Raw genomic sequence first — 22,434 nt, forward strand, 5'->3', positions numbered from 1 at the left:
AACCGTGGAGTCGGCGCACCGGCCGGCCGGGCACGGCAACGACCGGACGGGGGGCGCCCGGGCCGCCGTCCGCGCAGCCGGGGCGGTACGGCGCAGCGCCGCACGGGTGCCGTTCCCGGCGCGCGCCCCTGCACCGGCGGAAGGTGCCGGACGCACGACGGATACGGTGCGCGCCCGCCTGCCCGACCGGCCGCACCCGCCATCCCGGCGTGCGGGAGGACCTGGTTCGGCGATGCCGGTGTGTGCCCGGCTGACACGCCGAGCACACACCGGCCGGGAGCGGCTGCACGCACGATCGCCGTGCGGGGTCCTTGCGTGATCAGTCGGGGCGAGCCTCGGCCGCGGCGCGGGCAGCGTGCGGAAGCGCCTCGATGATCCTGGTCATTGCGCGGTCGTCGTGGGCGGCCGTGACGAACCATGCTTCGTAGACGCTCGGCGGCAGGGCGACTCCGTGCTCGAGCATGGCATGGAAGAACGGCGGGAACCGGAAGGTCTCCTGCGCCTGCACGGCTGCGTAGTCCCGAGCCGGCTGTGGCGCGAACAGGACGGAGAACAGGTTGCCGGCGGACTGGACCGTGTGGCCGACGCCGACTTGCGTGAGGGCGTCGGACACCGCTGCCCGGATCGTGCTGCTCGCCTGGTCGAGTCGGGCGTATGTCCTCTGGTCCGCGAGCTGGAGTGTGGCCAGGCCGGCCGCGACCGCCAGCGGGTTCCCGGACAGGGTGCCGGCCTGGTACACGGGGCCGTTCGGGGCGAGGTGGTCCATGATGTCGCTTCTGCCGCCGACCGCGGCCACGGGCATGCCGCCGCCGATCACCTTGCCGAAGGTCACCAGGTCAACGTCGTAGGGCTGTGCGGAACGCGCCCTTTCCAGACCCCAGTAGCCGTCCGGTGCGACCCTGAACCCGGTGAGGACTTCGTCGAGGATCAGCAGGGCGTCGTTCTCGTGGGCGATCGAGGCGAGAGCGGCGTTGAACCCGCGGTCGGGAGCGACGACCCCCATGTTCGCGGCTGCCGCCTCGACGATGACTGCTGCGATGCGACCCGAGTGGGCCGCGAAGGCGGCCCGTACCGCGTCGAGGTCGTTGTAGGGCAGGACGACGGTCTGGGCGGCGATCGGCTCGGGCACACCGGCCGACGTGGGCAGACCGAAGGTGGCCACGCCGGAGCCCGCGGCGGCGAGGAGACCGTCGGAGTGGCCGTGGTAGTGGCCGGCGAACTTCACCAGCAGCGGCTTGCCGGTGAAGCCGCGAGCCAGGCGGATCGCCGTCATGGTCGCCTCGGTGCCGGTGGACACGAGACGCAGCTCGTCGACCAGGCCGCCCGCCGCACGTGTGCCGCCGAGCCGTTCGACGACAAGCTCGGCCAGCTCTGTCTCGGCCGGGGTCGTGGCGCCGAACGACAGACCACGGGAAGCGGCGTCCTGGACGGCGGTGACGACCTCCGGGTGCGCGTGACCGAGGATCGCCGGTCCCCAGGAGGCGACGAGATCGACGTACTCGCGCCCCTCGACGTCCGTGACGTACGGGCCGGCGGCGGAGATGATGAAGCGGGGCGCACCGCCGACCGAACGGAACGCACGCACCGGCGAGTTGACCCCGCCCGGGATGACCTTCTGCGCCCGGGCGAACTGGTACTCATTGCCTGTCGGTGTACTCATGGTTCGATCAGCCTCGTGGCGGGCTCGACGGCCCAGTAGGTGAGCACCGCGTCGGCGCCGGCGCGGCGGACGGCTGTGGTGGTCTCCGGAACCGCCCGGTCCCGGCCGATCCAGCCGGGTGCGGCCGGAGCCTCGATGCCGATGTGCTCTCCGCGGGTCTGGCAGGCCCGCACCGGGACGCCGGAGGTGGCCGCCCCGCGCAGACCCTCGCGGCGACCGGCCGGGTCCTGCTGGTGGTTGCGGCGGTCGCCGTGCACCAGGGACCCTGCGCCGTCAACGCCGCACAGCCGTACGTCGTACCGGTCGGCCGCGTGGCCGTCCGGCGGGGTGCCGAAGGCCTGACACGCGATCGGGGCCTCGATCGGGGCCTGTTGATCCAGCAGTGGCACCGCCAGGGTGCCCGGAACTCTGGTCATGCCGTGAAACTACCGGACGTCGGCAAGGGTGCCCCGCGGCCATGCCCGTACCGGCGGGGAGGCCGGCCGACGGCATCGGCCGCAAGTCCGCGTTCCTGCTGGGCGGATCACCATGTCGCTCGGCAGGCGGCATCAGGGGAGCGTCATCGGCACCCACCTGAACATGGTTCCGTTCTCCGAGCCGGAGAGCACCGACGACCCCACCGAGACGGAGCGCGCGGCCCCGGACAGGATCACCGAACACCCGGCCCGCCGGACACCTGCCGTCGCGGGCCGCGTGCGCTGCTGACCGGGTGCCACCGATCCGGCCGTCGTGGCACGCCCGATACGATCTCGATCGTTCTGACGGAGCAGGCCCGCCCGTCCCCGGACGAGTGCCCGGGCGCACAGGTGGGACCACACCGACGAGGGGACCGAACGATGGAGTACGTCAAGCTCGGCACCAGCGGCCTGCAGGTTTCCCGGCTTTCGCTGGGCTGCATGAGCTACGGGGTGCCCGACCGGGGCCCGCACCCGTGGACCCTTCCCGAGGACGCCGCCCGCCCGCTGATCCGCCAGGCCCTGGACGCGGGGATCACCTTCTTCGACACCGCCAACAGCTACTCCGCCGGAACCAGCGAGGAGATCGTCGGCAGGGCTCTCGGGGAGATGATCCGGCGCGAGGACGTCGTGATCGCCACCAAGGTCTTCTTCGCGGTGGACAACGGCGCGGCGCGCAGTGAGCGGCCCAACCGGTCGGGGCTGTCCCGCAAGGCGGTCATGACCGAGATCGACCACAGCCTGCGCCGGCTCGGCACCGACTACGTGGACCTCTACCAGATCCACCGTTTCGACCCCCACACCCCGGTCGAGGAGACGATGGAGGCGCTGCACGACGTCGTCAGGGCGGGCAAGGCCCGCTACATCGGGGCGAGTTCGATGTACGCCTGGCAGTTCGCCAAGCTCCAGCACACCGCGGAGCTGCACGGCTGGACGAAGTTCGTCAGCATGCAGAACCACTACAACCTCCTCTACCGCGAGGAGGAGCGCGAGATGCTGCCGCTCTGCGCCGACCAGGGTGTCGGTGTGATCCCGTGGAGCCCGCTCGCCCGTGGCCGGCTCACCCGTGACTGGGAGGCGAGCAGCGCCCGCGGCGAGACGGACGCCGTCGGCCGCAGCCTGTACCAGCCGGACGACAAGCGGATCGTCGACGCCGTCGCCGCGATCGCCGAACGCCGGGGCGTCCCGCGGGCCCAGGTGGCGCTGGCCTGGGTCGCCTCCCGGCCGGGCGTGACCGCTCCGATCGTCGGCGCCACCAGGACCGCTCACCTCGAGGACGCGCTCGCCGCACTCGACCTCCGCCTCACCGAGGAAGAGGTCCGGCAGCTGGAGGAGCCGTACACGCCCCGCGGGATCAGCGGTCACTGAGCCCTGCTGAGCCCTGCTGAGCCCTGCTGGGCCTGGCCGAGCCCGCGGCGACGGCGGCGCCCGTCCGTCCGGCACCTGGACAGACGGGCACTGCCCTTTTAGACTTCGTGTACATAGTTGGAAAATCCATCCAATAGCCAGTCCAGGGTGCACCGGGGAGAGGATCTCGACATGGCCGCCGCTTCGCCCGTGACGTTCGACGACGTTCGTGCCGCCGCCGCACGCCTCGAAGGCGTGGCCCGCCGTACCCCCGTCCTCACCTCGCGCACGCTGAACTCCCTCGTCGGCGCCGAGGTGTTCATCAAGTGCGAGAACTTCCAGCGCGTCGGCGCCTTCAAGTTCCGCGGCGCGTACAACGCGGTCGCCCGGCTCGCCCCGGAGCAACTGGCCAAGGGCGTCGCCGCCTACTCCTCCGGAAACCACGCCCAGGCCACCGCTCTCGCCGCCCGCGAACTCGGCACCAGCGCCGTGATCCTGATGCCCGAGGACGCGCCGCGCTCCAAGCGCGAGGCGACCGCGGGGTACGGGGCCGAGATCGTCACCTACGACCGCTACACCCAGGACCGCACCGCGCTCGGCGAGGCACTGGCCGAGGAGCGCGGCCTGTCCCTCATCCCGCCCTACGACCATCCGCATGTCATCGCCGGCCAGGGCACCGCCGCACTCGAACTCCTCGAAGAGACCGGCCCGCTGGACGCCCTCGTGGTGCCCGTCGGGGGCGGCGGACTCATCGCGGGCAGCGCCACCGCCGCCAAGGCCCTGCACCCCGGCATCCGGATCGTCGGTGTGGAGCCCGAGGCGGGGGACGACACCAAGCAGTCCCTGGAGACCGGCGCCCGCGTCACTGTGCCCGTACCCCGGACCATCGCCGACGGGCAGGCCCTGCCCACGCCCGGCGCGCTCACCTTCTCCGTCAACCAGCGCCTGGTCGACGGGATCTCGCTCGTCAGCGACGCGGAGATCATCAACGCGATGCGGTTCGCCTTCGAGCGCCTGAAGATCGTGCTCGAGCCCAGCGGCGCCAGCGGCCTGGCCGCACTCCTCGCGGGCCGCGTCGACACCCCGCCGTCCCGCATCGGCGTCATCGCCTCCGGCGGCAACATCGACACCGAACGGTTCGTCCAACTCCTCGGAACCTGACCGCGTTCCTGGCCGGCAGGGACCACGCAGGTCACGAGGTCGGCGCGGAAGAACCGCATGTGCCGCCCGCAGTGCCTCGGTTGCTGCGACCGTGTGTCCGCGCCCCGAGTTCCAGGCAGAGAACCCCTGGCCCAGGGCTCCCGCGCCGCCGACCCGGGCATGACGGTCACCGACCGGACCCTGTCCGTCCGAGGGCTCGACACCGGACCGCGTGAACTGCGCGCGGCGGGGACGGCGACGTGGCCGCCGCGGGCCGCCCGGCGGTGTTGCGGCGGGCCGTGCCGCCCACGCCGGTGCCACCTCCCAGGCCGGACGCGGCCGGGTACGCCGGGGACCTGTGCAACGAGGACTCGACCTGGTCGCCCTGGCCTGACGGCGGTGCGTCGGCGCGGCGGCCACGCCGGTGCTCAGAAGTGGGTGCCGCCGTCGATACGGATCTCGGTTCCCGTGATGAACTTCCCGTCCTGAGAGGCGAGCATCGCGACGACGGAGGCCACCGTCTCCGGTCCGGCGAAGCCGTGGCCGAGCGCCGGGGACAGCTTGGCGAACAGGGCCATGTCGGCGTCCGCGGGCAGCCCCGGCCCGGCGCTCTGCCCGCTGGCGCCGCTGCCGTCGGTCATGCCGGAGGAGATCGAGCCGGGCTGGACGGCGGTGAACCGGATGCCCTGCCGCGCGTACTCGGCGGCGAGCGCGTGGGTCATGGCCTGGATCCCGCCCTTGCTCGCCGCGTACGCCGCCATGTAGGGGTGCGCGAACACGGCCGAGGTGGAGCTGAAGTTGACGACCGCCGCGTCCCTGCCCTCCAACAGCGCCGGTATGGCCTCACGGATGACGAGGAAGGTGCCGACGAGGTTGACCTGCAGGATGCGGGTGAAGTCCGCGAGGCTCGTCTCGTGGGTGTGCGCGGAGCGCAGGATTCCGGCCGCGTTGACCAGTGCGTCCAACCCGCCGAGCGCGGCGGTCGCCGCGGCCACACCCTCGCGTACGGAGGACTCGTCGGCGATGTCCACGACGAGCGTGGTGAGGCGCTCCGCGTGCGCCCCCGCCTTCTGCGCCGTGTCCTTCAGGCCCCGCTCGCTCACGTCGGCGGCCACGACGGTGCCGCCCTCGGCGAGGATGCGCAGCGCGGTGGCCTGGCCGATGCCCGAGCCGCCTCCGGTGATCAGCGCGCGGCGGCCTTCGTAGCGGTTCATGTCTTCTCCTGCCTGCCCTGCCGGTGTGCGGCAGGGCACTCGCGACGCCGGGTCTCTTGCCTGCCGGCGTCCTCATGGCCTTCACGTTACGCCCCAGTGGCACGTTTTGCCATTGCGGCATTGAGTGCCATGAGTGGATGCGGGGCCGTACCCTTCTGGGGTGAGCACCAAGCCGTCCCGGGCGAGCAGCACGCCGCCGTCCTCCTTGACCGAGCGCCGCAAGGCCGCCACCCAGCTCGAGATCGCGCACGCGGCGGCCGAACTGTTCGCCGCACAGGGCCCGCACGCGACGACGGCCGAGGAGATCGCCCGGCGTGCGGGGGTCGCGCTGCGCACCTTCTATCGTTACTTCCGCTCGAAGCAGGACGCGGTGAGCCCGCTGCTCGCCGCCGGAGCCGACGAGTGGCGGGCCCTGCTGGAGGCGGCCGAGCCGGGCACCGGGCTCGCCCGGGCGCTGCGGACGGCAGTGGAGCAGTCCCTCGCGGCACCGGACGAGAACGCCGTCCAGGCGCTGCTGCGAACCCGGGGCCTGCTGCGGGCCGCCGCCGACGATCCCGCGCTGCGGGCGGTGTGGTACCGCGTCAACCAGGAGTCCGAAGAGCGTCTTGTGCCGGTCGTCGCCCGCCTCGCCGGTGGGCGTCTGGAGCCGGTGCAGGTGCGCCTGGTCGCGGCGGCGGCCACGGACGCGATCCGGATCGCGCTGGAGATCTGGGCCGACACGGAGGCCGGCGTCACGGGCGAGGGCTCCCCGGCCGTCCTCGCGATCGACTGCCTGCGCCAACTGCTGGGCGGAATGGGCGCGTTGGCGCCGGACGGGGATGGCGAGGGGTAACGCCGGTGACGCCCTGCGGCCGGTCCGCGATCGTGCCCGGCCCGTTGTCAGTGGTCGGCCTTACGGTTTGCTCAGTGAGGATCTGCCGAAACAGCCGCAGGTCCGTCCTGGGGAGGGGTCTGCCATGTCCACGGCGTCCGCGGTGTCGACGACGTATCTGGAGCTGTCGCAGGAGGGCGGCGGAGCCCACAAGTTCTACGAGGTGAGCGTCGACGGCCTCGTGGTGACCGTGCGTTATGGCAGGATCGGCGCGGCCGGACAGCTCCAGACCACGACGTTCCCGACCGCCGAGAAGGCAAGGGCCGCCGCCGCGAGGAAGGTGGGGGAGAAGGTCCGCAAGGGATACGCCCCGGCGGTCCAGGGACAGCGTGCCCCGCGCGCGGTGACCCGGCGTCAGATCGGCTCGGCCCCGTCGACCGCGCGGGCGGTGGCGCCGGTGCTGTGGCGGTTCCGCACCGGCTCCGCCGCCTTCGGCATCCACGTCGACGACGAGCGCTGCTGGGTGGGCAACCAGGCGGGTGACGTCTACACCCTGGACCACGAGGGCGCCGTCCTGGCCCGGTTCAGCCTGCCGGACGGAGTCAAGTGCCTGGTCGCCGACGACTTCTGGATCTACGCGGGCTGCGACGACGGCAAGGTCTACGACCTCTCCTCCAAGCTGCCGTTCGCTGCGTACGACATCGCCGCCGACGTGGACATCTTCTGGCTGGACATCCACGAGGGCGTGCTCGACGTCTCGGACCGCGCGGGCCGGCTGACCGTCATCGACCACGAGGACGAGCACCAGTGGTCCCGCCGCAGCCAGGGCGAGCACGCCTGGATGGTGCGGGCCGACGACCGGGCCGTGTACCACGGTCACCACAGGGGCGTGACGGCCTACGCCCCGGACGGCGGCGGCGAGTTGTGGCACACGGCCACCAGCGGCAGCGTGCTCTTCGGCTGGCAGGAGGACGATGCCGTCTACGCGGGCACCGGACACCGCGTGGTCCAACGGTTGTCGAAGGCGACGGGCAGGATCGAGGCGACGTACGCGTGCGACGGCGCGGTGTACTCGTGCGCCACCTCGCCGGGCGGACGATTCGTCTTCGCCGGGGACGCCGCCTCATCCGTCTACTGCTTCGACCAGGACGGCACGCGGCTGTGGAAGCTCGGCACCGGCGGTGGCTCGGCGCTGTCGATGCAGTACAGCGACGAGCGGCTGTACTTGGTGACCACCGACGGCTCACTGGTGTGTGTCGACGCGAGCGAGGCTGCCATCGCCGCGGCCCAGCAGGGCACGGTGCCGGTGGCGCGGGACGTCAAGCTCGCCGCCGCCCTTCCGACCTACGCACCCGCCACCGCCGCGGCCGCGGTGGCCACCGTTGCCCAGGCTCCCGCAGGAGCGGTCGTCGTCGAGTGCGTCCAGCAGGGCGGCCGGCTGCGCATGCAGGTGGTGTCCGGGGGCTACGACACCTCCTGGAACGTCCAGTTCCCGCGCGCGATACGGGAACCGGGCGCCCGCTACGTCGTGGACGCCCTGCACCCCGCGGCCGGCGGCTTCTACCGAGTCCGCGGCGACATCCGCCGCCTGCTGTGACCCCACCGTGCCCGAGCTGGGGCCGCCCACGCCCACGGGTGCCCGGGACGACGGCGCACGACCCACGATGCTCCAGCCGACGCCTGCCGCGGCACCGCGTGTGTCGTCGGTGCCGCGGCCTGTGCTCGCGGTGCCACCGCCCGTGCTCGCGGTCACACCGCCCGCGTCGGCGGTGACGGCGTCCCCGCCCGGCGTGCCGCCTTGCGCGTTCACGGCGGCGTGGTCCCTGTCTGAGGGGGCGCCGCTTGCGTTGGTGGTGGTGCCGTCCTCGCTCGGGGTGCTGCCTTCCGCGTCCGCGGTGGTGCGGCCGGGGCCTGGTGTGGAGTCGTTTGCGTCCTTGGCGGCGCCGGCCGTGCTCGCAGTGGTGCTTCCGCGTTCGCGGCGGCGCGGTTCCTGCCGGGGTGGTGCCGCCTGCGTTCGTGGTGGCGCCGCCCCCGCCCGCTGCGTCGTCTTCGGCGTTCGCGGTGGCGCGGTCCGTGCTTGTGCCGGTGCCTCCGGGTCCCCGTTGGCGCACCCCGGGCCCACCGCGAGTCACCCGGGCCCGCCGCGGAGCCACCGGTGCTCGCCCTGCGTCGCCCCGCTGTTCTGCTCCGGCGTGGGCCCGTTGCCGGTGGCTCAGGGGCGTACGGATGCCGTCTGTGCCAGCGCGTCCCGTGCCGCGGTGAGCGCCTCGGCACGGTCCTGCGGGACCAGGCCGATGCGGGTGCGCCGGTCCAGCAGGTCCGACTCGTCCAGGGCGCCCTCGTGCCGGACCGCCCACAGCAGTTCGGCCCGGGTGACCGGATGACCCGGCAGCACCGGTTCGGCCAGGGCGGGATCCTTGGCCGCGAGGGCGTGTACGGCCTCCGCCTCGGTGCCGTAGCGGCGGACCAGCCGCGGCGGTGCCGCAAGGGCGCCCAGCCGGGCCGGTGCGGCGGCACCGACCAGTGGCAGCGCGGCGGTGGGGGAGGGGGTGGTCGGCAGGCCCCGGGCGGCGGTCGCGGCGTCCACGGCGTCCTGCGCCATCCGCCGGTAGGTGGTGAGCTTGCCGCCGACGATCGTCGTGACACCGTCGGGAGACGTCAGCACCGCGTGCCGGCGGGAGATGTCGGAGGTGCGCGCCGTATCGCCGGCCGGGCCGGCGCCGCCGGAGGTGTCCAGCAGCGGGCGCAGCCCGGCGAAGGCGCCGACGACCTCGTCGCGGGTCACCGGTGTGTCCAGGACCGAGCCGAGGACGTCCAGCAGGAAGCCGATGTCGGTCTCGGGCACCTCCGGGACATCAGGGATCCCGCCCTCGACCGGCTCGTCGGTGAGACCGACGTAGACCCGGCCGTCGCCCTGGGGCAGGACCAGGACGAAGCGGTTGGTCTCGCCGGGGATCGGGATATGCAGGCCGGCCGGCAGGGTGCCGAGCCGCTCCGAGCGCAGGACCAGATGGGTGCCGCGGGACGGCCGGATCCGGATGCCCTCGACGAGATCGCCCGCCCACACCCCGCTCGCGTTGATGACGGCGCGGGCCCTGATCTCGCCCTCCTCGCCGGTGAGTTCGTCACGGATCCGGGCACCGGCGCCGGTCAGGTCCAGTGCCCTGACCCGGGTCAGCACCCGGGCCCCGCGCGCGGCGGCCGTCCGGGCCAGGGCGGTGACCAGCCGGACGTCGTCGCTCACCTTGCCGTCCCAGGACAGCAGCCCGCCGCGCAGCCCGGCCGGGCGGACCGAGGGCGCCAGATGGCGGGCCTCCGTCGCCGTGAGCCGACGCGGGGCGGGCAGCACCTGGCGCGGGGTCCGGGCGGCCAGCCGCAGCACGTCCCCGGCGCGGAAACCGGCCCAGGCCAGCGAGGCCTGGGTGCGGGACACCAACGGGGTCAGCGGCAGGACGAACGGCTGGGCGGCCACCAGGTGCGGGGCCGTACGCGTCATCAGCACCCCGCGCTCGACCGCGCTCTCGTGCGCGACGTCGAACTGCGCGGACGCCAGATAGCGCAGCCCGCCGTGGATGAGCTTCGAACTCCAGCGGGAGGTGCCGAAGGCCAGGTCGTGGGCGTCCACGGCGACGACGTCCAGCCCGCGGGCCGCCGCGTCCAGCGCGGCTCCGGCCCCGGTCGCGCCGAGCCCGACGACCAGGACGTCCACCACCCGGCCGTCCGTGGCTTCGGTCAGTTCCCGGGTCCGCCGGCGGGCGTTGAGGGAGGCGCCGGCGTCGGTCCTGGTGTGGCTCATGGCGTGAGGATCCTCTCCAGGAGGGTGCGCAGCTCGGCGAGGAAAGCGGCGGAGTCCAGCTCCGGATCGTCCTCGTCGGTCATGGTGCGCAGGGACAGGGTGAAGGACTGCACGGTCAACAGCAGCGCGCGGGCCTGCCGTTCGACATGGGCGGGGCGCACGGAGCCGTCCGTGTGGCCCTCGCGCAGCGCGTCGGCCAGCAGCGCCAGCAGCGCCTCCTGGCTCGCCCCGCGCCGGTCGAGCACGTACGGCAACAACATCTCCGGATCGACGTCGACGATCTTGCGGAAGAGGGGATGTGCCCGGAACGCCTCGACGCCCGTGACCAGTCCGTCCACGATCCGGGTGCGGGTGTCCGCGCCGGCACCGGGCTCGGGGATCGCCCGGGTGGCCACGTCGATCCACTCACGGGTCATCAGATCGCCCACCAGGGTCCGCAGATCCGGCCAGCGCCGGTACAGCGTCATCCGGGAGACGCCGGCGCGGCGGGCCACGTCGGCGAGGGTGGTGCGGCGGACTCCGACGGCCAGCACGCAGTCGCGTACCGCGTCGAGCACGTGATCACTGTCCGAACCGTTGTGACGAATAGGCGTCATGTGTCACAGTGTAACGCCCCGGGAGGCGGACGGAAGCAGCCGACCTCACCCCGGGCACGGCCGCCGGGCCGTCGCGCGCACCGAGGAACCGAGCACACCGACCTGTGAGGACGACCGTTTCAATGGACATGCTGTGGAACGGCTGGGGCGACCCGGCCAAGGCGGCACCCCTGCCCGAGTCGGTGACCGGACTGCTGCGCGACCTGCTCGGCGTCAAGCCCCGCACCACCCCCGCCCTCGGCCTCGAGGACATCCGCCCGCCCGCAACCACGGCCGGCCCGTCCGCGCTCGAGGCGCTCGCCGAGGCCGTGGGCGGCGCGGAGCACGTGCGCACCGACGACGAGAGCCGCATCCGGCACACCCGCGGCAAGTCCACCCCCGACCTGCTGCGCATCCGTGCCGGAGACATCACGGACGTCCCGCAGGCCGTCGTCCTGCCCGGTTCCCACGACGAGGTCCTCGCCGTGCTGCGCGCCTGTGCCGCACACGGCCTCGCCGTCGTCCCGTTCGGCGGCGGCACCTCGGTCGTCGGCGGACTCGCCCCGCAACGCAGCGCGTTCATCGCCCTGGACCTGCGCCGTATGAACGGCCTGCTCGACCTCGACCCCGTCTCGCGTACCGTCGTCCTCCAGCCCGGCCTGCGCGCCCCCGAGGCCGAGGCCCTGCTCGCCGAACGCGGCTTCACCCTCGGCCACTTCCCGCAGTCCTTCGAGTGGGCCACCATCGGGGGCTTCGCCGCGGCCCGCTCCAGCGGCCAGGCGTCCGCCGGGTACGGCCGCTTCGACGAGATGGTCCTCGGCCTGACCCTCGCCACCCCCGAAGGCACCCTCGAGACCGGCCGTGCCCCGCGCTCCGCCGCCGGACCCGACCTGCGTCAGCTGATCCTCGGCTCGGAGGGCGCCTTCGGGATCATCACCTCCGTCACCGTACGCATCCGCCCCCTGCCCGAGACGCGCGTCTACGAGGGCTGGCGGTTCGCCTCGTTCGAGGAGGGCGCCGCGGCTCTGCGCCGGCTCGCCCAGGACGGGCCCCGCCCGACCGTGCTGCGACTGTCCGACGAGACCGAGACCCTCATCGGCCTGGCCCAACCCGAGTCCATCGGCGGGGACCTGAGCCAGAGCGCGGCCGGCTGTCTGGCCATCGCCGGCTACGAGGGCACGGCCGAGGACACGGCACAGCGCCGGCAGCAGGCGGCGGCCGTCCTCAGCGCGTGCGGCGGCACCCTCGTCGGTGCGGAGCCGGGCGAGCGCTGGGCCCACGGCCGTTTCTCGGCGCCGTACCTGCGCGACGCGCTGCTCGACGTCGGCGCCTTCGCGGAGACCCTGGAGACCGCGGCCTTCTGGTCCCGCATCCCCGACCTCTACTCGGCCGTGCGCACCGCGCTCACCGACACCCTCACCGAGGCCGGCACCCCGCCGCTGGTGATGTGCCACATCTCCCACGTCTACGAGAACGGCGCGTCGCTGTACTTCACGGTCGTCAGCGCCCAGGGCGAGGATCCGGTGGCGCACTGGGAGCCCGCCAAGCACGCGGCCAACGAGGCCGTGCTCGCCGCCGGCGGTACCATCTCCCACCACCACGGCGTCGGCACCGACCATCGCGACTGGTACGTCCGCGAGGCCGGGCGGCTCGGCATCTCGGCCCTGCGCGCCGTCAAGCGCCGCCTGGACCCCGAGGGCCTGCTCAACCCCGGCGTCCTGCTGCCCACCGACTGACCCCGCCCGATCCGCCTGCTTCGGAGGCACACCGATGCGACAGTTCACCGCCGTCGTCAACCCCACCGCGGGCGGCTCCACCGGGGCGGCCAGCCTGCTGCACCTGGCCCGCCTGCTGCGCGAGGCCGGGGCCGGGCTGGAGACGGAGTACAGCCACAGCCTCGCCCACGCCCAGGAGATCGCCCGCCGGGCCGGCGAGCGCGGCCGGATCGTCCTGGCCGTCGGCGGCGACGGCATCGCCGGCGGTATCGGCGGCGCGCTGAGCGGCACCGGAACCGTCCTCGGCCTGGTGCCCGCCGGACGAGGCAACGACTTCGCCCGCGCCCTCGAGCTGCCCGCCGACCCCGCCGCACTGGCCGACATCCTGCTGCACGCCGAGCCACGGCCGGTCGACACCATCGAGGTGGAGTCGGCCGTCCACGCCCGCACCGTGGTCCTCGGCAGCGTGTACGCCGGAGTGGACGCCGTGGCCAACCGGCACGCCAACAACGCCCGGCTGCTGCGCGGCTCCGCCTCCTACTACGCGGGCGGCCTGCGCGCCGTCACCAGCTGGCGCGCGGCCGACTACCGCGTCACCGTCGACGGCGAGGAGCACACCCACCGCGGTTACACCGTCGTCGCGGCCAACTCCCCCTACTACGGCTCCGGCCGGCTGATCGCCCCCGGCGCCCGGGTCGACGACGGACTGCTGGACATCGTGATGATCCGCGACGCGCCTCGTCGGCTGTTCTTCGCGCTCATGAACGAGCTGAAGAGCGGCGGCCACGTCCACCGTCCCGAGGTGCGCGTCCTGCACGGCCGGGAACTGCGCATCGAGGCGGCCCGGCCCGTCCCCTACGGCGCCGACGGAGAGGTCGACGCCACCTTGCCGGTGACGGTGCGGGTACGGCCCGCCGACCTGCCGGTGCTGTACTGACCACCCCCGCACCGTTCGTGGAGTGCGGGCATGTGTGCCAAGCTCGGACCATGACTCCCGCGAACACGACGGGCGCCGACGGCACCACCCTGTACTACGGAGACCTGGACGCACCCCATGTGCTCCAGGTCTTCCTGGAACTGCGCGACCGAGCCAGCCACCGGGTGGCCGTGAGCCTCCTCGACACCATGCGTCAGGGCGCCGACAACGGCCGGTTCGTCGTGAAGTTCCACTTCGCGGCGACGCTGGACGACACGGTCGGCGGCGACGGTTCCCGGCAGGCTCTGAGCGCGCTCGGCGCGGCGAGCGACGCAGGCCAGCGCCAGTTCATCGAATACCTGGCGGCGCTCTTCGCCAACCAGCCCTTCCCGCCCGGCGACGACCACTTCGCCGACCCCGAGGTACTGCTGGACCTGGCGAGCACGGTCACCGGATTGCGCTCGGCCGACTTCGACCGCAAGGTCACCGACCGCACCTACCTCACCTGGGCCGGACAAGCGGTCGGCGAATTCGACTCCTTCGGCGTGGTCGGCACCCCCGTCGTCTGGTACGACGAAACCGTCGTCCCCGTCGTGAAGACCGAGGGCGGACCCGCCCTCACCCCACAGGAATTCCTGGCCCGGATCGGGAAGTGACACGGCATCGGTGCACGACCGCCCGGCCCTGGGTAGGGGAGGGGAACCCGGCCGCGCGCGCCGGGAGAGGGGGTGGTCCGACATGACGCTGGAGCCCGCCGAGGGCACGGTGCAGGCCGTCGTCCTGTACGCCGGGCGGCTGCTGCTGGCCGAGCGGGGCGAGGGCTGGAGACTGCCGTCAGGCACTGCCGAGCCGGCCGAGTCGGCCGAGGCCACCGCGGCACGGGTGGTCTACGAACTCACCGGCTACCTCGTCGACGGCACCGAGAGCCTGGCACCGGAGGACGGGGCCACGGCGGTGGTGTGCCAGTTGCTGACCGAATCCCCGTCCGACGGCGCCCGCCTCGAACCGGAGCAACTGCGCTGGACACCGCTGGCCGACACGGCCGACGCCGACCTTCCGGCGGTCGTACGCGCGTACGTCGCGGGGCATACACCGGTGTGAAACACGCTGGTCAGCGATCCGCCGCCGGATCGGCAGCCTGTTCCAGGAAGCGCCGGCGGTCCACGACCGCCCGGTCGATCTCGCCCGTCGCGACCAGTCGGCCCGGGCCGTCCACGGCCCGTACGAGGAAGGTCAGCCGCCGGTCCGCCGTGGCGGGCAGGGGCCGTGCGCTCACCTCCACCCGGCCACCCACCCGGGCGGGCCGCACATGCCGGACCCGGATCTCGGTCCCGACGATGGTCTCCCCGGCCCCGGCGAAGGGCGCGGCGGCCCGCACGGCGGCCGCCTCCAGCCACGCGATCAACCGGCGTGGCCAGCATGGGCACATCCCCGCTGCCGACCGCCGCCGCGGTGTCGGCATCGGTCACCTCGTGGCGCATGTCCTCACGCCAGCTCCGCCGGACCCGGTCCGCCGTACGACACGGGCCCGCACGCCGGGCAGGAGCTGTTCCAGCAGCGCGCGCCGCTCGGCCGCTGCGACCGGCTCACCGGCCGGGCAGTTCCAGAACGTCCACGCCGGTCCCGGCCGGCACACCGCCCGGTGGGACCACGGCGAGAGCGTCCGCCAGGGCCAGGCCGCGCAACATCGCCGGGCCGTCGAAGGGCAGCGGGGTCACGTCCCGCCCGGCCGTGAACACCGGCAGCAGCCGGGTGTCGCTCGGATGTCCCGGCAGCGCGGCGGCGGCCGTCAGCCGGGCAGGTGCGGGGTCACGGTGTCCGCCGAGGTGACGGAGCAGCGGCTCGGCCAGGGTGACCAGGCCGGACACCGCGGCCAGCGGATTGCCGGGCAGCCCGACCAGCCGGCGCGCCCGGCCGTCGGCGGTGGCCGGCAGTTCGGCGAGCAGCATGGGATGGCCGGGGCGTACCGCCACGGAGTCGACCAGCAGCCGGGCGCCCACCGACCGGAGCGTGTCGTGCAGGAAGTCGACGGGGCCCGCCGCGGTGCTGCCGGTGGTGAGGACGACGTCGGCGGGCGAGCGGCGCACGGCTTCGCGCAGCGGGCCGGGATCGTCCGCGATGCGGTGATGACCGATCAGCTCGGCGCCGCAGCGCCGCAGCCAGGGCACCAGCAGCGGGCCGAGCGCGTCCCGGACCCGTCCGCCGCGCGGCACTCCCTCACCGAGCAACTCGTCGCCGAGGACGAGCAGTTCGACGCTCGGACGGCGATGCACGGTCAGCCGGTCGTACCCGGCCGCAGCCGCGAGACCCAGCACGCGTTCGGTCACGGCGGTGCCGGCGGGCAGCAGCGGCTCACCGGAACGGCACTCCTGACCGCGCGGCCGGATGTCCTGTCCCTCGCACACCGGGCCGGGGCAGCGGTCGTACAGCAGGCCCTGCCCGGCGTCCGCCTCGCCGTGCTCGCGACGCAGTACGGCGGTCGCGCCCGGTGGCACCCGGGCGCCGGTGGCGATGGGCACGGCCGACCCCGGCCCGAGCGGCCCGGGCTGCGCACCGGCGAGGACCCCCGCACCGGCCAGGCGCCACGGGCCCGGTCCGGTCACGGCCCAGCCGTCCATCGCGGCCGTGTCGAACGACGGCAGATCGGTGAGGGCGAGGAGCGGCTCGGCCAGTGCGTGGCCGAGCGCGTCGGCGAGGGTGCGGGGGACGGCGGGCAGGGGTTGCCCGGCGCAGGACCGGGCGATCGCGCGAGCCCGCTCCCAGTCCCGGGCGGCCCGCAGCGGGCCCGGCCGGGTGTCCGGTCCGTGGGGTGCCGTGCCGTCGGCCGTGTCCGTCCGGGATGCGGTCATGCCGGTCATCGTCGGCCGACCGTCCGGCGAAGTCAAAGAGGGGCTGTTTGTCTGCCGATAGGCGCCGCCTATCCGATAACCAGCGCTTATCGGCTCATTGGAAAGAACGCTTTGACGTCCCACTGGAAGGGGGCGGATGCTGCCGGATCATGAGCGGCATCGAGGACCCCGTAGACGATCTGGCAGTCACCCCGCCCAAGCGCTGGGCCACCGGCGTCCCGGCGGTGACCCACGCGCTGGCCTACTCCCTGGCACAGACCTCCGTACGACGGACCGCGCTGACCCTGCTCAACGTCAACCAGGCCAGGGGCATCGACTGCCCGGGCTGCGCCTGGCCCGAGCCCGCGGCCGGTAAGCGGCACCTCAACGAATACTGCGAGAACGGTGCCAAGCACATCAACGACGAGGCCACCACGCGCCGCGTCACCACCGAGGTCTTCCGCCGGTACTCAATCGCCGAACTCGGCGCCAAGTCGGACTACTGGCTCAACCAGCAGGGCCGGCTGACCGAGCCGATGATCAAGCGGCCCGGCGCCGAGCACTACGAACCCATCGGCTGGGACGAGGCGTTCGGGGTGCTCGCCGGGGAACTGGGCCGGCTGGACTCCCCGGACGAGGCCCTTTTCTACACCTCCGGCCGGGTGGGCAACGAGGCCGCGTTCCTCCTCCAGCTCTTCGCCCGCGCCTTCGGCACCAACAACCTGCCGGACTGTTCCAACATGTGCCACGAGTCGAGCGGCTCCGCGCTGACGCAGACGCTCGGCATCGGCAAGGGCAGCGTCTCGCTGGACGACATCCACACCGCCGACCTGGTCTTCGTCGTCGGACAGAACCCGGGCACCAACCACCCGCGCATGCTGTCCGCGCTGGAGGAGACCAAGCGGCGCGGTGGCACGGTCGTCGCCGTCAACCCGCTGCCCGAGGCCGGACTGCTGCGCTTCAAGCACCCGCAGAAGGCACGCGGGGTGATCGGCCGGGGCACCGAGATCGCCGACCAGTTCCTGCAGATCCGCCCCGGCGGCGACCTCGCCCTGTTCCAGGCGCTCAACCGACTGCTGCTGGAGGCCGAGGACGAGCGCCCCGGCACCGTCCTCGACCACGATTTCATCAGAGCCCACACCACCGGCTTCGCCGAGTTCGCCGACCACGCCCGGAAGATCGCGTGGGAGGACGTCCTTGCCGCGACCGGGCTGCGCCGCGAGGAGATCGAGGCCGTCCACGGCCGGGTGCTGCGCAGCGGGAAGATCATCGTCTGCTGGGCGATGGGACTCACCCAGCACAAGCACGGCGTGCCCACCATCCGCGAGGTGGTCAACTTCCTGCTGCTGCGCGGCAACGTCGGCCGGCCGGGCGCGGGGGTGTGTCCGGTGCGCGGCCACAGCAACGTCCAGGGCGACCGCACCATGGGTATCTGGGAGCGGATGCCCCAGTCCTTTCTCGACGCCCTGGAACGCGAGTTCGGCTTCACCCCGCCCGCGCGGCACGGACTGGACTCGGTCGACGGCATCCGGGCCATGCGCGACGGCACCGCCAAGGTGTTCCTCGGCGTCGCCGGCAACTTCGTACGGGCCACCCCGGACAGCCTGGTCACCGAGGAGGCGATGCGACGGTGCCGGCTCACCGCGCACATCTCCACGAAGCTCAACCGCTCCCACACGGTCTGCGGCGAGACCGCCCTCATCCTGCCCACCCTCGGCCGCAGCGACCGGGACATCCAGGCGGCCGGTGAGCAGTTCGTCACCGTCGAGGACTCCATGAGCGAGGTGCACGCCTCCCGCGGCAAGCTGGATCCGGCCTCCCCGCATCTGCTCAGCGAGGTCGCGATCATCAGCCGGCTGGCCCGCAGGACCCTCGGCGACACCCCGGACATCCCCTGGGAGGAATTCGAGGCCGACTACGGCACCGTCCGCGACCGCATCTCCCGCGTCGTCCCCGGCTTCGAGGACTTCAACGCCCGCGTGGCCAGGCCCGGCGGGTTCCGGCTGCCCAACCCGGTCAACGCGCGAGTCTTCCGCACCTCGAGCGGCAAGGCCGTCTTCACCCGCAACGACTTCACGATGCCCGACATCCCCGAGGGGCATCTGCTGCTCCAGACGCTGCGCTCCCACGACCAGTGGAACACCGTTCCCTACGCGATGAACGACCGCTACCGCGGCATCCACAACGCCCGCCGTGTCGTCCTCGTCAACCCCGACGACCTCGAAGCACTCGGGTACGCCGACCGCGACCTGGTGGACCTGGTCGCCGTCTGGCACGACGGACGTGCGCGCCGGGCGGAGGGCTTCCGCGTCGTCGCCTACCCCACCAGCCGTGGCTCGGCCGCCTCCTACTACCCCGAGACGAACGTCCTGGTACCGCTCGACAGCGTCGCCGACATCAGCAACACGCCCACCTCCAAAGGGGTGTTGGTCCGGCTGGAGCCCGCACGCGCCGAGGAGACGGGGGGAGGTACAGGACCATGGGACGTGTGACCGTACGGCGGCGGGTGCTGCGCATCCGCGACGCCGTGCCCTCGCACCGGCCGGACACCCTGGCCGCCGAGGAACCCATGGAGATCCGGGTGGGTGGCCGTCCGCTCACCGTGACCATGCGCACCCCGGGCGACGACTTCGACCTCGCGACGGGGTTCCTGGTCGGCGAGGGCGTCGTGCACGCCGCCGGTGACGTCACCGGGATCCGCTACTGCGCGGGCGCCACGGCGGACGGCGGAAACACCTACAACGTGGTCGACGTGGGTCTCGCGCCAGGGGTGAGCCTGCCCACCGCGTCGCTGGAGCGGAATTTCTACACCACCTCCTCGTGCGGCCTGTGCGGCAAGGCGAGCCTCGACGCGGTGCGCATGGCGAGGCGATGGTCCGTGGCCGAGGATCCGCTGAGCGTGGCACCGCAGCTGCTCGCCGCGCTGCCCGAGCGGCTGCGGGCGGCCCAGCGGGTGTTCGACAGCACCGGCGCTCTGCACGCGGCAGGCCTGTTCACGGCGGACGGCGAGCTGCTGTGCCTGCGCGAGGACGTGGGCCGGCACAACGCTGTCGACAAGGTCGTCGGACATGCCCTGCGCTCGGGCCTGCTGCCGCTGCGCAACACCGTGCTCCTGGTCAGCGGGCGAGCCTCGTTCGAGCTGGTGCAAAAGGCCGTCCTGGCCGGAATCCCCCTGCTCGCGGCCGTCTCGGCACCCTCCTCGCTGGCCGTGGACCTGGCGGCCGAGAGCGGACTGACCCTGGTCGGCTTCCTGCGCGGAACGTCGATGAACGTCTACAGCGGCGCCGAACGCCTGGCGCCCCAGCCGGTCGGCTGACCGCCCTGCGCGCAGGTCAGCGGCCCGAGTCTCCGGGGATACGCTCCAAAGCCGTGGCCACATCGGTCGTGCGGGCGATGTCCGTCAGGGCCCTGGCCATGACCGACCCCGGCTCCCGCGCGGCGATCACCAGGCCCACCGGCACCGAGGCCGCGGGCTCGACCAGGGGCACCGCCCGCATGCCGTGCGGCACACCGAACACATGCAGCCAGGCATGCGGCACGATGCTCGCCCACTGTCCCGTGCGCACATGCGCGAACAGAGCGGCCACGGAATCGGTCTCCAGCCGGGGCGAGGCCTCGGTCCCCGCCTCGGCGAACAGCTCGTCCAGCACCCGGCGCCCCTGCATTGCCCGGCTCAGCAGACACAGCGGCAACTGCGACGCCTGCGCCCACGTGGCCGTCGTACGCCGGGCCAGAGCGTCGGCGGCCGAGAGCAGCAGGACGTACCGCTCCTGGTACAGCGGCACGGTGTGGAAACGCTCCGGCCGATCCGCCAGGTCCTCGCGCAGGTACGTCACCCCCGCGTCCAGCTCGAAGTTCCGCACCTGCCGCAGGATGTCCACCGACTGCATGTCCGCGCTGACCTCCACCGTGACCAGGGGGTGCGCCGCGCAGAACGGGCCGGTCAGATGGGCGACGGCACCGGACGCGGTCGGCACCGAGCCGATCCGTATGCGCCCGGCCAGACCGCCGCGCAGCGCGTCGACCTCGTCCTTGAGCGCATCGCGGTCGGCCAGGATCCGCTGCGCCCACACGACGATGCGCTCTCCCTCCGGGGTGAGGCCCTCGTACTTGCGGCCGCGTCGCACCAGCGGTACGTCGAGTTCCTCCTCCAGCTTGCGCAGTGCCTCCGACAAGGCGGGCTGGGAGACGTAGCAGGCCTGGGCGGCACGGGCGAAATGCCGCTCGCGGGAGAGCGCGACAAGGTATTCGAGCTGACGAAAGAGCACGGGACGGGTGTACCCGACAGGTCCCCGGAATGCCAATCTCCGCACGGGCGCCGAACTGCCGAGTCGGCCGGGCGGCGCCATGCTGGTGCGAAGGAGCCGACCCGCATGCGGTCGTACCGGATCTCAAGGGGAAGCGTATGCCCGTGGTCGATCCACAGCCCGTCATCGTCCCGCCGGCCCGGGCCGCCGTGTTCCTCGTCGTCACCATCGCGCCCGGCGGCGAGGACACGGCTCGCGGCCTGCTCGAAGACGTCTCCGCTCTGCGCCGCTCGGTCGCCTTCCGCGCGCCCGCCGAGGAACTCAGCTGTGTCGTAGGCATCGGCTCGCAGGCATGGGACCGGCTCTTCGACGGGCCGCGTCCCAAGCAACTGCATCCCTTCGTGGACCTGGCGGGCCCGCGCCACCGGGCTCCCGGCACGCCCGGCGACCTCCTCTTCCACGTCCGGTCCCACCGCATGGACCTCTGCTTCGAGCTGGCCCGGCTTTTCGGGGGACGTCTCGAAGGAGCGGCCACCGTGGTGGACGAGGTGCACGGCTTCAAGTTCTTCGACGAACGCGATCTGCTCGGCTTCGTCGACGGCAGCGAGAACCCCGAGGGCAGGCTCGCGCGGGACTCGGTGTTCATTGGCGACGAGGACGCTGAGTTCGCCGGCGGCAGCTATGTGATCGTGCAGAAGTACCTGCACGACATGGCGGCCTGGAACGCCCTGTCCGACGAGGAACAGGACCGGGTCATCGGGCGCACCAAACTGGCGAACGTGGAGTTCCCCGACGACATGAAGCCGGCCGACTCCCATGTCGCCCTCAACACCATCACCGACGAGGACGGCACCGAACGCAAGATCGTCCGCGAGAACATGCCCTTCGGAACCGTCGGAAAGGGCGAGTTCGGCACCTACTTCATCGGGTACTCACGCACGCCGGACGTGACCGAGGAAATGCTGAGGAACATGTTCCTCGGCCGGGAGCCCGGTCAGCACGACCGGATTCTCGACTTCTCGGTTCCCGTCACAGGCTGCCTCTTCCATGTGCCGACCATCGGTTTCCTCGACGACCTTCCCGCCGCTCCGGGCGGCGGGAGCGAGACGACCGGCGGATCGTCGGACAGCGCAGGCCTCAAGGGAACCTGACCACGACGGCGCTCACCGCCGTGACCGCCTTCCCGCGTGATCTCGCGGGCCGGCGGATCGTCGACGTCACCGGCCCGACGGCCCACAGCCGGCCGCGGTCGGCACGGGACATCTCTCCGGCATCGAGGCACCGGCACCGGCGGTCGCGGCGCGCTTGCGCCGAGCGCAGCACCTGGTGGAACTGCGGGCGCCGGTCACGGTGAGCCGCGACGCCGTGGACGACGTCGAGCGCGGCGCGCGGGACTGCGACCGGGAGCCGGTCGGGCACACGGCAGGCGCCATGGCGTTCGCCGCGGACGGGGCGGTCTTCGACGGGTGCGCGGCGGCCGGGACCGACGGGCTGCGCCGCCATACGTCCCACCGCGTGAGCGCCCTGCCCGGCGGGCCCCGCACCCACGAGGCCGCGGTGGCACTGAGTGCGTGGGCGAACGCGCAGGGCGGTGAGGGCGGAGGTGTCCCGGCACCGTCCTCCGTTTGCGGTGCCGTGTGCGGAGGGGTTCAGTGAGTACTGACCGCCGGATCGGTCACTGGCCCCCGGATCAGCCCCGCGTTCACACCTTCGCGGATCACCGTTTCTCC

The 22,434-nt window shown here is 72.9% G+C and carries 21 protein-coding genes; 13 read left to right on the plus strand and 8 right to left on the minus strand.

Translation table 11 applies throughout. The features are described from left to right. Positions 1 to 319: 319 nt before the first annotated feature. On the minus strand, positions 320 to 1,660 hold the full coding sequence (gene hemL / locus GQF42_RS40495; RefSeq protein WP_158928391.1) for a glutamate-1-semialdehyde 2,1-aminomutase: 1,341 nt from the start codon (positions 1,658 to 1,660) through the stop codon (positions 320 to 322). Further along, positions 1,657 to 2,076: a hypothetical protein gene (locus GQF42_RS40500; RefSeq protein WP_158928393.1), complete on the minus strand. Its 420-nt coding sequence runs from the start codon at positions 2,074 to 2,076 to the stop codon at positions 1,657 to 1,659. Before GQF42_RS40500 ends, hemL begins: the two co-directional genes overlap by 4 nt. A 112-nt stretch (positions 2,077 to 2,188) precedes the next feature. Here GQF42_RS40500 and GQF42_RS40505 point away from each other — a divergent pair, with 112 nt between their 5' ends. The 3 genes from GQF42_RS40505 to GQF42_RS40515 all read left to right on the plus strand — a co-directional run bounded on the left by GQF42_RS40505 (position 2,189) and on the right by GQF42_RS40515 (position 4,623). Next, on the plus strand, positions 2,189 to 2,365 hold the full coding sequence (locus GQF42_RS40505) for a hypothetical protein (protein ID WP_158928395.1): 177 nt from the start codon (positions 2,189 to 2,191) through the stop codon (positions 2,363 to 2,365). Between the two features lie 131 nt (positions 2,366 to 2,496). Then, positions 2,497 to 3,483: an aldo/keto reductase gene (locus GQF42_RS40510; RefSeq protein WP_158928397.1), complete on the plus strand. Its 987-nt coding sequence runs from the start codon at positions 2,497 to 2,499 to the stop codon at positions 3,481 to 3,483. A gap of 171 nt (positions 3,484 to 3,654) precedes the next feature. After that, positions 3,655 to 4,623: a threo-3-hydroxy-L-aspartate ammonia-lyase gene (locus GQF42_RS40515; RefSeq protein ID WP_158928399.1), complete on the plus strand. Its 969-nt coding sequence runs from the start codon at positions 3,655 to 3,657 to the stop codon at positions 4,621 to 4,623. 407 nt (positions 4,624 to 5,030) lie between these two features. Here GQF42_RS40515 and GQF42_RS40520 read toward each other — a convergent pair whose 3' ends face one another. Beyond that, complete coding sequence (locus tag GQF42_RS40520) at positions 5,031 to 5,816, minus strand: SDR family NAD(P)-dependent oxidoreductase (RefSeq protein WP_158928401.1); 786 nt, start codon at positions 5,814 to 5,816, stop codon at positions 5,031 to 5,033. Between the two features lie 160 nt (positions 5,817 to 5,976). On the opposite strand from GQF42_RS40520, the gene GQF42_RS40525 reads away from it, so the two are divergent. After that, a complete protein-coding gene (locus GQF42_RS40525) occupies positions 5,977 to 6,648 on the plus strand; it encodes a TetR/AcrR family transcriptional regulator (RefSeq protein WP_158928403.1) in 672 nt (223 codons plus the stop codon). A gap of 124 nt (positions 6,649 to 6,772) precedes the next feature. After that, entirely contained in the window at positions 6,773 to 8,224 is a 1,452-nt protein-coding gene (locus tag GQF42_RS40530) for a WGR domain-containing protein (RefSeq protein ID WP_158928405.1), read from the plus strand. Positions 8,225 to 8,839: 615 nt separating this feature from the next. Here the strand turns inward: GQF42_RS40530 and GQF42_RS40535 are convergent. Beyond that, positions 8,840 to 10,423, minus strand: coding sequence for a glycerol-3-phosphate dehydrogenase/oxidase (locus GQF42_RS40535; RefSeq protein ID WP_158928407.1), 1,584 nt, complete (start codon positions 10,421 to 10,423; stop codon positions 8,840 to 8,842). After that, positions 10,420 to 11,019: a TetR/AcrR family transcriptional regulator gene (locus tag GQF42_RS40540; protein ID WP_158928409.1), complete on the minus strand. Its 600-nt coding sequence runs from the start codon at positions 11,017 to 11,019 to the stop codon at positions 10,420 to 10,422. Before GQF42_RS40540 ends, GQF42_RS40535 begins: the two co-directional genes overlap by 4 nt. 122 nt (positions 11,020 to 11,141) lie before the next feature. Here GQF42_RS40540 and GQF42_RS40545 point away from each other — a divergent pair, with 122 nt between their 5' ends. The 4 genes from GQF42_RS40545 (at position 11,142) to GQF42_RS40560 (ending at position 14,730) form a co-directional block, all read left to right on the plus strand. After that, positions 11,142 to 12,734 (plus strand): FAD-binding oxidoreductase, encoded by a 1,593-nt coding sequence (locus tag GQF42_RS40545; protein WP_158928411.1) that lies wholly within the window; start codon positions 11,142 to 11,144, stop codon positions 12,732 to 12,734. A gap of 34 nt (positions 12,735 to 12,768) precedes the next feature. Then, complete coding sequence (locus GQF42_RS40550) at positions 12,769 to 13,650, plus strand: diacylglycerol kinase family protein (protein WP_158928413.1); 882 nt, start codon at positions 12,769 to 12,771, stop codon at positions 13,648 to 13,650. Between the two features lie 50 nt (positions 13,651 to 13,700). Further along, on the plus strand, positions 13,701 to 14,285 hold the full coding sequence (locus GQF42_RS40555; protein ID WP_158928415.1) for a thioredoxin domain-containing protein: 585 nt from the start codon (positions 13,701 to 13,703) through the stop codon (positions 14,283 to 14,285). Positions 14,286 to 14,367: 82 nt separating this feature from the next. Further along, complete coding sequence (locus GQF42_RS40560; RefSeq protein WP_158928417.1) at positions 14,368 to 14,730, plus strand: NUDIX hydrolase; 363 nt, start codon at positions 14,368 to 14,370, stop codon at positions 14,728 to 14,730. A gap of 10 nt (positions 14,731 to 14,740) precedes the next feature. Here the strand turns inward: GQF42_RS40560 and GQF42_RS40565 are convergent, their stop codons facing one another. Then, the gene (locus GQF42_RS40565) at positions 14,741 to 15,034 is read right to left on the minus strand and encodes a thioesterase family protein (protein WP_233273650.1); all 294 of its coding nucleotides are present in this window, start codon (positions 15,032 to 15,034) and stop codon (positions 14,741 to 14,743) included. A 181-nt stretch (positions 15,035 to 15,215) separates the two neighbouring features. Continuing rightward, positions 15,216 to 16,478 (minus strand): molybdopterin molybdotransferase MoeA, encoded by a 1,263-nt coding sequence (locus GQF42_RS40570; protein WP_158928419.1) that lies wholly within the window; start codon positions 16,476 to 16,478, stop codon positions 15,216 to 15,218. 149 nt (positions 16,479 to 16,627) lie between these two features. Here GQF42_RS40570 and GQF42_RS40575 point away from each other — a divergent pair, with 149 nt between their 5' ends. Beyond that, positions 16,628 to 18,949, plus strand: coding sequence for an FdhF/YdeP family oxidoreductase (locus GQF42_RS40575; protein WP_158928421.1), 2,322 nt, complete (start codon positions 16,628 to 16,630; stop codon positions 18,947 to 18,949). After that, positions 18,937 to 19,773, plus strand: a complete 837-nt coding sequence (gene fdhD / locus GQF42_RS40580) for a formate dehydrogenase accessory sulfurtransferase FdhD (RefSeq protein ID WP_158928423.1) — start codon at positions 18,937 to 18,939, stop codon at positions 19,771 to 19,773. The genes GQF42_RS40575 and fdhD overlap by 13 nt, the downstream gene beginning before the upstream one ends. A 16-nt stretch (positions 19,774 to 19,789) precedes the next feature. Here fdhD and GQF42_RS40585 read toward each other — a convergent pair whose 3' ends face one another. Then, positions 19,790 to 20,725 (minus strand): LysR family transcriptional regulator, encoded by a 936-nt coding sequence (locus GQF42_RS40585; RefSeq protein ID WP_158928425.1) that lies wholly within the window; start codon positions 20,723 to 20,725, stop codon positions 19,790 to 19,792. Between the two features lie 137 nt (positions 20,726 to 20,862). On the opposite strand from GQF42_RS40585, the gene GQF42_RS40590 reads away from it, so the two are divergent. Beyond that, a complete protein-coding gene (locus GQF42_RS40590) occupies positions 20,863 to 21,855 on the plus strand; it encodes a Dyp-type peroxidase (RefSeq protein WP_199272969.1) in 993 nt (330 codons plus the stop codon). 121 nt (positions 21,856 to 21,976) lie between these two features. Further along, positions 21,977 to 22,360, plus strand: coding sequence for an encapsulin (locus GQF42_RS40595; protein ID WP_233273844.1), 384 nt, complete (start codon positions 21,977 to 21,979; stop codon positions 22,358 to 22,360). Positions 22,361 to 22,434 lie beyond the last annotated feature (74 nt).

The sequence above is a fragment of the Streptomyces broussonetiae genome (genome assembly GCF_009796285.1).
GTDB lineage: Bacteria > Actinomycetota > Actinomycetes > Streptomycetales > Streptomycetaceae > Streptomyces > Streptomyces broussonetiae.